At 42.0% G+C, this 12,298-nt stretch carries 11 protein-coding genes and 1 tRNA gene; 7 read left to right on the top strand and 5 right to left on the bottom strand.

The features are described 5' to 3' along the window. The first annotated feature begins 308 nt into the window (after nt 1-308). The 3 genes from P2W82_RS13465 to P2W82_RS13455 all read left to right on the top strand — a co-directional run bounded on the left by P2W82_RS13465 (nt 309) and on the right by P2W82_RS13455 (nt 3,053). Nucleotides 309-1,667, top strand: a complete 1,359-nt coding sequence (locus tag P2W82_RS13465) for a glycosyltransferase (RefSeq protein ID WP_336516416.1) — start codon at nt 309-311, stop codon at nt 1,665-1,667. A gap of 475 nt (nt 1,668-2,142) precedes the next feature. Next, nucleotides 2,143-2,706: an ORF6N domain-containing protein gene (locus tag P2W82_RS13460; protein ID WP_336516415.1), complete on the top strand. Its 564-nt coding sequence runs from the start codon at nt 2,143-2,145 to the stop codon at nt 2,704-2,706. A gap of 83 nt (nt 2,707-2,789) precedes the next feature. Beyond that, nucleotides 2,790-3,053, top strand: a complete 264-nt coding sequence (locus P2W82_RS13455; RefSeq protein ID WP_336516414.1) for a DUF4342 domain-containing protein — start codon at nt 2,790-2,792, stop codon at nt 3,051-3,053. Between the two features lie 513 nt (nt 3,054-3,566). Here the strand turns inward: P2W82_RS13455 and P2W82_RS13450 are convergent. Together P2W82_RS13450 and P2W82_RS13445 are read right to left on the bottom strand one after the other, a co-directional pair. After that, on the bottom strand, nt 3,567-5,579 hold the full coding sequence (locus P2W82_RS13450; protein ID WP_336516413.1) for a beta-L-arabinofuranosidase domain-containing protein: 2,013 nt from the start codon (nt 5,577-5,579) through the stop codon (nt 3,567-3,569). A 53-nt stretch (nt 5,580-5,632) separates the two neighbouring features. Then, nucleotides 5,633-5,884 (bottom strand): hypothetical protein, encoded by a 252-nt coding sequence (locus P2W82_RS13445; protein WP_336516412.1) that lies wholly within the window; start codon nt 5,882-5,884, stop codon nt 5,633-5,635. Between the two features lie 178 nt (nt 5,885-6,062). On the opposite strand from P2W82_RS13445, the gene P2W82_RS13440 reads away from it, so the two are divergent. Further along, nucleotides 6,063-7,550, top strand: a complete 1,488-nt coding sequence (locus tag P2W82_RS13440; RefSeq protein ID WP_336516411.1) for a DUF1254 domain-containing protein — start codon at nt 6,063-6,065, stop codon at nt 7,548-7,550. 79 nt (nt 7,551-7,629) lie between these two features. Then, nucleotides 7,630-9,081: a DUF1254 domain-containing protein gene (locus tag P2W82_RS13435; RefSeq protein ID WP_336516410.1), complete on the top strand. Its 1,452-nt coding sequence runs from the start codon at nt 7,630-7,632 to the stop codon at nt 9,079-9,081. An 82-nt stretch (nt 9,082-9,163) separates the two neighbouring features. Here the strand turns inward: P2W82_RS13435 and P2W82_RS13430 are convergent, their stop codons facing one another. Next, entirely contained in the window at nt 9,164-9,466 is a 303-nt protein-coding gene (locus tag P2W82_RS13430) for a polyhydroxyalkanoic acid system family protein (protein ID WP_336516409.1), read from the bottom strand. A gap of 56 nt (nt 9,467-9,522) precedes the next feature. Continuing rightward, the gene (locus P2W82_RS13425; RefSeq protein WP_336516408.1) at nt 9,523-10,266 is read right to left on the bottom strand and encodes a YoaK family protein; all 744 of its coding nucleotides are present in this window, start codon (nt 10,264-10,266) and stop codon (nt 9,523-9,525) included. Between the two features lie 33 nt (nt 10,267-10,299). Here P2W82_RS13425 and P2W82_RS13420 point away from each other — a divergent pair, with 33 nt between their 5' ends. Both P2W82_RS13420 and chrA read left to right on the top strand, forming a co-directional pair. Then, entirely contained in the window at nt 10,300-10,512 is a 213-nt protein-coding gene (locus P2W82_RS13420) for a hypothetical protein (protein ID WP_336516407.1), read from the top strand. 329 nt (nt 10,513-10,841) lie between these two features. After that, nucleotides 10,842-11,987 carry a chromate efflux transporter gene (gene chrA / locus P2W82_RS13415; protein ID WP_336516406.1) on the top strand — a complete coding sequence of 382 codons (1,146 nt, stop codon included), beginning with the start codon at nt 10,842-10,844 and terminating at the stop codon, nt 11,985-11,987. Between the two features lie 223 nt (nt 11,988-12,210). Here chrA and P2W82_RS13410 read toward each other — a convergent pair. Further along, a tRNA-Pro gene (locus P2W82_RS13410) sits at nt 12,211-12,284 on the bottom strand. Between the last annotated feature and the right edge of the window lie 14 nt (nt 12,285-12,298).

Genomic DNA, 12,298 nt, shown 5'->3' with positions numbered 1-12,298 from the left:
GGATTCTTTCCGCGCAACATTCTGTAACAGAAATATCAGCCGAAGATAAAAGACTCATTTCTTATCCCCTGCCCAGCAGTATTCAATAAAAGGCTGACATTTCCCGCGTAAAGGCTTTGCAATATAGAACTACCAAGTACACAGAGAGTTTCTCAATAAATCCGTCACAGTTCACTCATTAACCCGTTATATCAACACAGGTTTGGTCACGAGGTCACCAGATTCGGTGAGTCTTTACTGTTTGCAGGATGATCAAATTTGTAATATCGTTTAAGCACAGCCTTTTTTCTAATAAAAAGAACATTACCATGTACACTTCACTCAAAAGCAAAAAAATCCTTTTTGCCAATGTCGCTGCTGACGGACATTTTTATCCGCTGACCGGCCTTGCCGCTTACCTGAAAGAACTGGGATGTGATGTCAGGTGGTACACTTCCAAACACTATAAACCCAAACTCGATGCGCTTGGAATTCATAATTATCCGCTGGTGAAAGCCATGGATTTTAATGAAGGAAGTCCATCTGAAATATTTCCCGAAAGAGATAACATAAAATCACCGATAGGTAAACTCAAATTTGATCTGATCAATGCTTTCATTTTAAGAGCGCCGGAATATTATGAAGATATTTTGGCCATCAGGAAAGAATTTGCTTTCGAACTTTTTGTTTCGGATTGCATGTATCTGGGTTCGCCGTTTGTAAAGGAACTGATGCATGTTCCTGTGATAAGTATCGGAGTAGTTCCAATGCTTGAAAATTCAAAAGATACTGCGCCTCCGGGTATGGGTAAAGAACCTTCACATCATATTTTTGGAAAGCTTCGTCAACGTATCATGCGTTTAGTCGCTGACAAATTTATTTTCTCCGGACCAAACAAAGTGCTGTACAAAGTTTTTGATGAATATGGCATTCCCTACAAAAGAGAAACTTTATTTGATCTGATGGTGCACAAACCCGACTTATACCTGCAAAGCGGAACACCGGGTTTTGAATATCAAAGAAGTGACTTAAGTCATAATGTAAAATTTATTGGAAGTCTTTTACCACAGGCTACATCCAAAGCTGCCCCATGGTATGATCCGCGTCTAAAGAAATTCAGCAAGGTTATCCTCGTGACCCAGGGCACAGTGGAAAAGGATATCAAAAAACTCATCATCCCGACATTGGAAGCATTTAAAGGAACGGAGGTACTGGTGATTGTCACTACCGGCGGATCAGAAACGGAGATGCTTCGTAATAAATACAGCCATGAGAATATCATCATCGAAGATTATATTTCATTTTATGATGTGATGCCTTACGCAGATGTGTATGTAACCAATGGCGGTTATGGTGGAGTAATGCTCGGCATTGAACATCAGTTGCCGATGGTTGTGGCCGGTGTACACGAGGGCAAAAATGAAATTGCTGCACGGATTGGATATTTCAAACTGGGAGTTAATCTGAACACCGAAACGCCAAAACCTTCAGATATTAAAAAGGCAGTCGATAAAGTGTTTACTGATCCGGTATATTTTGATAGCGTGCGGGTTTTGTCCCAGGAGTTCAAACAGTACAATCCGAAAACGTTGTTTGCGGCCTATGCGCTGGAGTTGCTGAACAAAGCTGAGCAGGTGCCCGGTACCGTTACTGGGAAGGAACATTTTGAACACCGGAAGTCGGCGTGAGGTATTAATATATCGGGCTAAAGCCCGCTTTTCGTTGGTGGCATGTTCCCTCCAGCTGAAGCTGGAGGGAACCGGACATCAAGAGTGTTGATGGATATTCGTATGTAACAGGCTTTATAATTTCTGCGTTGATGACTCAATTCCTTTGATGAGGTTTTTCTTCAGCGGAAGGTCGAACTGAAACCAGAGGGAATTGAACATATCGGTTTTGAAGAATACTCAATTGCAACTGACTTCGAAATTCCTGTTTGATGACCTATGTGATGTTATAAAGTCTTGTCTTCGGCTGAAGTGTGAGGAAATTGAATGTCATCTGCTTTCTTGACTATTCAATTGCCCTGGCTTCCGCGAGGGGTAAGCAGACAGATTTGAAGGCCGGTTTAAGCCAGATTATTTTTCAAAAGATTTTTCCCTTCCGAATCCCGTGTTTTTCACCTGATTTTCTATGGTCTGCATTTTATTTTTGCGACTATCTATGCGCATCATCACAAGTATACAAAACCGGATATATGAAGTCAGGGGATTGAGGGTTATGCTGGACCGGGACCTTGCCTGGCTCTATGAATCTGAAACCAAAGTACTTAATCTCGCTGTAAAAAGAAATATCAGGCGCTTCCCTCCCGATTTTATGTTTCAGCTTTCGAAGGAAGAATATGAGTCTTTAAGGTTTCAATTTGAAACCTTAGAGGAACAGGATAGCCTAAGTCCGAAAACTTTGAATACCAGGGGCGGTCGCGGACAACACAGTAAATACATGCCATATGTTTTTACCGAACATGGAATAGCCATGCTGAGCGGAGTATTGAACAGCGAAAAGGCTATTGCAATGAACATTGAAATTATCAGGACTTTTATTGAATTGCGACAATTGGCTTCGCTTCAAAACGATTGGAAAAAGCAGATCTCTGAAATCAAACAAAGCATTGTCCATCACGATGCACAGTTGAACCAGATTTATGAAGCACTGGAAAACCTGCTGGATGAAACAGCAGCGCAACGAAGATGGAATGAAAGAGAGAGAATTGGTTTCAGAAAATAACCCATGTAATCTGATCTGGCACTTGCGGAGCAAGCCTCAATGGGAAAACGATTTGTATTTTTGTATCAAACGAAAATAAAATCATGGCAAATTTCACGAAAGAATCGTTCAACCTTGATGGTGAAAGTCTATTGAAAAAAGTAAAAGAACTGATCAATGAAGGCAACATCAGAAAAATCACCATACACGACAAAGAGGGAAAAGAGCTGATGAGTTTTCCCTTAACTCTTGGTGTAGTAGGCGCCGTATTTGCACCTGTATTTGCAGCGGTTGGCGCATTGGCAGCGTTGATCGGTGAATGTACGATTACGGTGGAAAGAGAAGAGGAAGAAAAGGAGAAAGAGTAACAATAGCAGGATACAGGATACAGGAAGAAAAATCTTTTGGTTGCGATGTTGGTGTTCCCCGGGACCTATCAGCAGAGAATGAATTAAATGAATCCAAAGGAACACCAACAACAGGGCGATTGTTCTGAATATTATTGTTCCTTGCCTATTATGGGTTTACAGAATACTTAGTACACAGTACAGGAAGAAAAGGGCATTCTTTCGTTGTTTGTGTTCCGCGGGACTTATCTGATGAAAATACATTGCAATCGTTCCAGGCAAGACCAACAACATGGCTGTCAAGATGATTTGCTGTGTTTCCCGGGACATACAATGAGACTAGAATTAGAAGGAATCCAGGGAACACCAACAACCTCTGCGGCCACCAAGCTTTGTTGATGCTCGCCTTCTCTATCGATTTTTATGAAGCCATTCGAAGTCGGGCGAAACGCAATTAAAGAATAACGATTTTCAGCTGGTGTTCACCGAATGCCCCGCCCCTCTTTCGCGATACGATAGAGCGAAGGAGATGGCCTATTTTCTCACTTCCGGAAATTGTGAAATCCTCAATCGTGTACAACCATAAGGTACCAACACAATATCTTCGGTTGCAGAGTTCAATTCAAGATCATAAGAAACACTGAACGGAATAGGACCCGCCATTTCATTATACAATTGCCAGGAAGGAATTTTTTTGCCTTTTGTTCTGATGACGACCGGGGCATTCATAACATTCCAGGGATAATTCGCAACAAAAGATGTTGGCTTTTCAACTTTGAAATTTTTTTCCACCTCATCCTCTTTCATCAATGGCAATCCATAATTCCATGCGGTAGTTGGTCGTATCTCATAAAACTCGTTTCCAAAATCAACAGGATCTGATTCATTCTTCACTTTGGAATAGGCTTCTCCGATTTTTAATGCGTAGACAATCGGACCGCGTTCGATTGATTTTGAGTTTTCATACCAGTTGTTTCTGAATATATGCATTGGTAGCTCTAACTCAACAACATCACCATTTTTCCAATCACGATCGATTTTCACTACCTGGTTTCCATCCACTTTCTTCCACAATTGTCCGTTGATTTTTATATCCGCTTTCTTACACCATGCTGGTATGCGCAAATGAAATGGAAAGTGCACGACCTTTTTTTTCTGATCGATAGTCAATATAAATCTGATCTTCTCCTCAAACGGATAAGCCGTCTGTTCCTTCACTGCTATCTGAACATTTCCTGCTACAAGTGCCTTCATTTCATTTGGTGCATATAGCAAAGCAGCGATTCCGCTGTCTGCGCTATTGTACCATAAATTCTGTGTGAACTTCGGCCAGCCCTGGTGCATATTCGATGTACAACAAGGATACCCGGTCAGCAATCCATAACAGAGGTCAGTGCCTTTGTGATTGATATCGAAATTCCTGATGTGCCGTGTGATCATCACCTGGTTAGCCTGTTGGAAATACTGACGCGTCAGGTAATCTTCTGTAGTTTGTGTCGGAAGCGCGTTGAATGCTATTCTCTCTGTGTGATCTGCAAAACCTACATCACCCGTAATTTCCAGCATGCTTTCTAATGAAAACATGAGTTCTACAGCTGAACAAAGTTCGGCACCCTGTGTAGGATTGTTTCCGTGCAAAGCTTCATCGGCACCATACATTCCATTGGCAGTTCCATTATATTTCATCAGGTCTTTCAACCCCTGCTTCACTGCATTTATATATTTCTGAGCAGGATGGCTTTGATAATATATAATTGGTGCTTTAAAACCCTGCGCAAGATTTACTCCGTGAATACTTGCTGTTGTTGACAATAATCCTGTATTCAGAAATGCATCTGTGTAATCAAATGTTTGTTGGTGAATGATTTCACCAAGTTCAAGTAAAAAACTATCGTGTGTAATATTATACAACCAGTAAACGACCATCAGGTTATCGGCGCCACGATAGCGTGCCCAGAAAGTCCAGTTATCCAATGGCGTTTTCGGCAGCTCTTTCAACTGGTACTGAAAATATTTTGTCATGAGGGCGATCACCCGTTGATCTTTCGTTGCCATGTAGTATTGCTTCAATACTTTCAACATTACCATTTTGGGCCACCAGTCTCTGCTGTTGTCACGTTGTATTCCCGCTTCCTGCGGATAATCTTTCGATGGCCCGAAATATCCATCAGGTTGTTGACTCTGTATTGACCATTCCACCCAGGGTTTTGTTTTTGCGATCAATTCTTTGTCGTCGAGAATGTATGCGAGTGGCAGAAGACCATCCAGCCAGTACGGTCCCCGCTCCCATTGATCACCATCTCCACCGAGCCAGCCATTGCGTTTATTCATCACCAAAGGATATAACTCATCCAGTTTACCTGTGGCACCGTTTTTTTGCCTCACCAGCATCTCCTTTAACCATCCTGAAGGTTTAATGGCACCCAACGGTAATTCTGAATAGGGATTTTTGCGAAGCTGCTGGGGTGTCGATATTTTCAATTGTTCCTGACCGTTAGTGAAAACAGAAACAGAAGACAGAAACAGAAACAGGAGGAAACTTTTCATTTGCAAACAATATCGATTCATCATGGTCGAATTTAATCAAATATAAACTGCTTTTAAGCATCTATATCAGTAAACGTGCGAGTCGTTTTCTGCACAACGATGCGGGGAATTTTTGAAGGGTCTACAGCTGCCGGCAACAGCATGTACATCCATAAATCAACAAAATCTATTACACAGGAATAATAACGATAGATGTACATTTGTTTTGCCTGTTCATCTGATATTATCTTCTGATTAGACGCTCTCTTTATTTTACCAAATTCCTTAAGACAAGGTGCCGGATCCAATACCCTTTGCTTATTCATCCCAACCCAAAGAAAGATTCGCAAGTATAGCTTTGAAATAAAGAGTTCTGAAGTGAAATGTTGGGATTGATTATCGGTATTTATAGTTTCATTATCCCAATCATTTTCCTGAAGTAAACAACAGCAGCAAGGTCTGCATTGGTTCACTCTTTCAATTATCAAAAGTCAAATCTCCAAAATGAAATATTTTCTCATTCTTTCAATTGCGATTTTTTTGCTTGTTGCATGTTCGCAGAACAGGGAAAATGCAGCAGTAGTTGCAGACTCAGCAAAGTCAAATTCTGCTGCAGCACCTGAGGGAACCGTTATACCCGCTGGAGCTGATACAAGTGTTAAAATTACCGAAGCCTATGCCCGCCTCGTAGCAAAAGATGCTTATTTCTGGGCGTGGCCATTGGTGAATATGTACAACAGGAGGATGGCATTTAAAGATGTGAAAGAACTTGCGCTCGCAGGGCCGCTCATCATGGCGCCTCTTAATCGCTTCGCGATGCTTACAGATTATGTAATCCCTACCGAAAGAGCAATTGCCTGTCCGAACCAGGACGTGGTTTATGGGATCGGATGTCTTGCACTTGATCAGACACCAGTAGTAATTCAGGTGCCTGATTTCGGTGACCGATTCTGGGTCTACCAGATCGTTGATCTTCGAACAGATGGCTTTGCACAACTGGGAAAAATGTATGATGCAAAACCAGGATTCTATTTACTTGCAGGTCCCGACTGGAATGGCAATATTCCGCAGGGAATAACCAAAGTCTTTCGATCTTCGACAAATACCGGATTGGTTGGGCCACGGGTATTTATGGATGATACGCCTGAAGATCGCAAAGCCATCCAGGAGGTGCTGAAATCAGTAGTCATGTATCCGCTGGAAGAGTTTGATGGCAAAATGAAAACCATCGCATGGGCGGATATTAAAAAACTTCCTGGAGGAGATGGCGGAAAAGAAGAAGCCGTTTGGGTAAAACCAGAGACATTTTTTGATGAATTACCTACCGTACTCAACGATGCCAGACCTCTGCCTGGTGAAGAAGCGAGATACAGCCAGGTACTTGCTGTGATTTCCGCTGCAAGAAAAAATCCGGATTTGAAAAAGGCTTTGATATCAGCGGCAACAGAAGCTGATCAGCAGGTGATTAAACCATTGATGGAATTCCGTAACTGGGGCATTCAATTGCCACACCATTGGTCTTCAGTAAAAAATGGTGCATCCTGGGGAACGGATTACTTTACCCGCACAGCAGTAGCTAAATCAAATATCCTGGTAAACAATCCGAACGAAACAAGGTATTTCTACCAGGATCTTGATTCATCAGGAAAAAGACTAAATAACGGTAACCGGTACACGTTAACATTTGCGAAAGACGCACTTCCTCCCGTCAACGGTTTCTGGTCATTGACACTTTATAACCAGCATCATTTTTTTGAAATCAATAAACTGAACAGGTACTCGCTCGGTACAAAAAACAAATCAATGAAAAAAAATGACGACGGTTCACTAACCATTTATGTACAGGCCAATCCACCAGCGGAGGAATGGCAGAGCAACTGGCTGCCTGCCGTGGAGAAAGGAGATTTTTCTTTATACCTGCGAACGTATTGGCCTAAAGAAACTGTAGTTAATGGAACATGGTCACCACCCGCTGTTGTCAGGATAAAATAATCATGGTGTATCCTCTAATCAGGTTCCAATTATTCATCAGATATCAATAAGCAAATCCTGTAAATACAAAATAACCAATATGAAAAAGATGATCGGTGTGTTCGCCATTTTTTTTTTAATTAGTTGCACACAAAAACAGCAGGAGTCTTCTGCCAGTTCCGATCTTCCGGCAGCAAGCGTAACCGATAATACATTCAAGCCTGCTAACATCAAAGAACAAATGATATATAACCGCGCAGTCGACGCTGCCATCTGGGGCATCCCCGCGGTGAATTATCAACTCATGTTTGATGCCCTTGCAAAATTAAAAGGCGACTATAACCAGATCGTTATCTGGCCCGGATTATTGGACTGGAAAAACCAGACACTCACACCCAATCCTGATGTAATCTACCTGATGCCTTTTTTCAATACAAAAGATGCTGGCCCTGTTGTACTCGAAATTCCTCCTGCTGACAGCGGTGTTATCAACGGAAGCATCATGACTTACTGGCAAAATGCAATCGAAGATGTGGGACCAGGCGGTGTCGACAAAGGCAAGGGTGGAAAATATCTTTTTCTTCCACCAGGTTATGATAAAAAGAAAGTTCCGGCCGGATATATTCCCATGCCTTCCAATACAATCCGTAGATATGCACTTTTACGTTCGGTATTGAAAAGTGGAAGCGCTGCCGATGTGGCTACTGCGGTAGCCTATGCGAGGAGAATTAAAATATATCCGTTGAGTGAGGCATCAAAAAAACCGGCAATTACTTTCATTGATGCCAGCAACGAAATTTATGACTCCAACATTCCATATGATAATAGCTTTTACCAGGTTCTTGACAGAATAGTACAATCAGAGCCCTGGCTGGAGCGCGATAAAGCTATGATCGATCCCTTGAAAACAATCGGAATCGAGCGCGGAAAACCATTCAATCCTGATGCACGTACCAAAGAGATATTTGACATCGCAGTAAAAGAGGCGAGAAAATGGCTGGAGTATAATTATGATGCGATTGCACCTTTCTATCCCGGTACGCACTGGTTTTTTCCTGCGACGGAAGAAAATATTAAAAGTGTAAAAGGAGATTTTGAAGTACCGGATTCTTACCCAATCGATAACAGGGGTGTTTGTTATATGATTGCATTCTTCAGTGCAAAACACCTGGGTGAATCGCAGTATTACCTGATGGAGACTGTCGACAAAGACGGAAACGCTTTGGATGGTAACACAACATACAAAGTCAAAGTTCCTGCCAATGTACCCGTCAAACAATACTGGTCGATGACAGTGTACAACCGCGATACGCACACATTCATCCGGGATGCAAAATGGGCGGGACGTTCATCGCAAACGCCTGGACTAAAAACAAATGCTGACGGATCTGTCGATCTGTTTTTTGGTCCAACGCCTCCAGCAAGCGGCGAATCCAACTGGGTACCAACAGACCCTAAAGGAAAATTTGAAATACTTGCACGATTTTATGGGCCGACAAAAAATTTATATGATCAAAGCTGGAAACTGACTGACCTGGAGAAAGTCAAATAAAGAACAGAAACAGAAAACAGAAACAGCGAACATCAGATTTGTATTCACACTTTTTACTGTTTCCCCTCACTGTTGCTGCTCACTATCTAAGAAGTTTCTGTGCTTCCTTCGCGATCATCTCTTCAATAGTGCTTTTGAAAAACGATACCGCGAAAGGAAGTTTTGAATTTATCTCAACGTCCTTATCGGACACATTAACGTCACCCGCGAGATCAAAGCCCATAACTGAAAAACTGAAACTACCCTTACTGCCATCCCAGTTTTCTTTAAGGTTATTAATTTTATCCTTTTGTTGCTCCTTCAATCCGGAGAGCATATTCTTTATCCTTTCCAATGCCTCTTCTTTTGAAAGCTCATGCGGAATTTTTACGTTCAGTGTAGACATATTTTTTGTTTAGTTATTATCGTTGTTCGTTATTCGTTGTTCGTTCGTTCTACGTTCTACGTTCTACGTTCTACGTCTGCTGTTCTTAATCTTCTCCTCAGTAAAATAATCTTAAATCGGATATTATCATAAATCAGGCCACCAATCAGCATAATGGCTGCAATCATCAGAACATGCAAACTTATCCTGGAATAAAATACTCCTCCCGCAATTCCTCCTAAAAAAAAGAAACTGATGATTGTAAAACGGAGTTTGATGGCAGCTTTGAGCTTATTTTTCTGTTCGGAAGATTTATAAAAGAACAACTGCGACAATTCAATTCCCAGATCCGTAAACAATCCTGTGAGATGTGTAGTTCTGACGGCAGCATTGGATATTTTAGTAACCAGAGAATTTTGCAATCCCATGGCAAAAAGCAGACTGAAAGAAATTAAATCGGGGTGAGCAATAACAAACTGCATTGCCAGTGCACCAACGATAAACAAAATCAATGATTCCATTAGCACAGGGAAAGTATAGATCAATCGCTCATTTTTCCGCGAAGTAATCTCAATAAGAAAGCTCGAAACAAAAGAACCCAGAAAGAAAAAGAAAATGTAAAGAAAAAACACGATGGCCTGCCAGGTATTCAGCTTAAAAACTTCATCAACAAAAAAAGCAAAATGGCCGGTAACATTTGTCGTGAGGCGTTGTACAGCCAGGAAACCAGCGACGTTTACAATTCCTGCAACAAAAGACAAGAGGGAAGCAATCTTTAAATTGTGACTTAGCGTACGGGTTCTGCCCTGATGTCTGAACATTGCCTTCCATTGATTTGGATGCAAAGGTACCAAATGCGTTTTAAAGCAGCGGGACCAACAGTTGATGTTGCGTTTGAAGACTTCGGTTATTTGATTGTCAGTATCAACCAGACCTTCCAAGGCAAGTGCCCGCTCAGTCGCACGACCAGAAGTATTTTCTCAACAATCGGAAATTATAGCGCTTTGAGCGAAGCGCCGCGTAAATGTAACGGCGGTTCAGCTGCGTTTTTTCTTCTCGATGTATGACGAAATGCACTTATCTCGTTATATCCAGTGAGATTCGCCTTGGACCTTGCCGGATTGAGATTGACATAAAGGTCCACGGTACGATTGTTTAGCAGAGTCTCATAGTTGTTTATCTTTAAAACGATTTTTATGGAAGACAAAAATACAATCCATCCGATGGTACATACGGTCAATGTAAAACATGAATGAAGAGTACTGGTTGATCATCTGCTCAACGATATCGAAAGAGTGGAAGACGTGTCAGCAAAAGCATTATTTGAAGTATCTGCAGAAATTTTAAGCGGCCTGGAAAAGGCCTTCACCGATTACGAGCAAAAGAACGAAACTGCTTGGAGGAAACAAGAAAGAAACACCACGACAAAAGTTCACTCTCAACAATAGCTAAACTGTTTTTGAAGCTGGGCATCATTGGATTTGGCGGACCTGCCGTTCATATCGCATTGATGGAGGAAGAGGTAGTAAGAAAAAGAGCATGGATGAGTGGAGAGCATTTCCTTGACCTGGTCGGGGCAACCAATCTTATTCCCGGACCAAACTCTACGGAAATGACGATGCATATCGGCCATGAGAGAGCTGGTTGGAAGGGACTTGTTGTTGCAGGCTGTTGTTTTATTTTTCCCGCGGTAATCATTACTGGAATTTTTGCATGGTTGTATCAACGATATGGCCAATTGCCCGAAGTGCAGCCCTTCATTTATGGAATCAAACCTGCGATCATCGCTGTAATTATTTCATTGATGATCAGTCTTGGAAGAAAAGCTGTTAAATCAGTTGAATTACTGGTCATCGGAATCCTCGCAGCAGTAGCTGTTTTAGCTGGCATCAACGAAGTAATTGTACTTTTTGCTGGTGGGTTGCTGGGAATCGTCATTTATTTGCTGAGGCATAACAACAAAACCATCCCCGGAATTCTACCTGTAATTTTCCTGCAGATAAAAAGTCCGGAAGTGCACCTTTCGCACTTTACAATCTTCTTCAGCTTTTTAAAAATAGGTTCGATTCTTTATGGTAGCGGTTATGTGTTGTTTGCTTTTTTAGACGCGGAATTTGTCAGCAATGGTTTATTGACCAAACAACAACTGGTTGATGCAATTGCTGTGGGGCAGTTTACACCCGGACCGGTTTTTTCTTCTGCCACTTTTGTAGGCTGGCAACTCGGTGGCGTGCCTGGCGCTATTGCAGCAACGATTGGCATTTTTCTTCCATCGTTCCTGTTTGTCGCTTTACTTAATCCTTTGATTCCTGCACTAAGGAAGTCAAAAATTATGAGTGCATTCCTGGATACGGTGAATATTGTTTCCATCGCCATTATCCTGTCCGTCATAGTTGAGATTGGCCGGGAAACATTGATCGATTGGCGAAGCATCACGATTGCCGTAATCAGCTTGATTGTCACTTTTTATTTTAAGAAACTGAATACGGCATTTATCATTTTTGGCGGAGCAGTGCTGGGATATTTGCTGGCGATGGTGTGAAATCGATGTAGCTAAATCCCTCTAAGGCGAGTCTCTGCGAAAAAGTTAACGGCGAGTCCGCTGCAGATGCATTCTTTGACGATGAATGATTAAATGTTAACTACCTATATTGTGCAGCGAGACTCGCCTCGGGCGTTGTGGATGATTTGTTCTTATCTGGAAAGAAACAAAATGCTATACTATAAAATGGAAAACTCTTTGCGATCGCAAAGAGTTTCTGTTGTCGGGATGACTGGATTCGAACCAGCGGCCTCTTCGTCCCGAACGAAGCGCGCTACCGGGCTGCGCTACATCCCGTGGGAATAAGGCAG

The organism is Pollutibacter soli, assembly GCA_029269725.1.
GTDB lineage: Bacteria > Bacteroidota > Bacteroidia > Chitinophagales > Chitinophagaceae > Pollutibacter > Pollutibacter soli.
The sequence above is the reverse complement of the archived record's forward strand: the minus strand, read 5'-3'. Positions and strand labels throughout refer to the sequence as shown.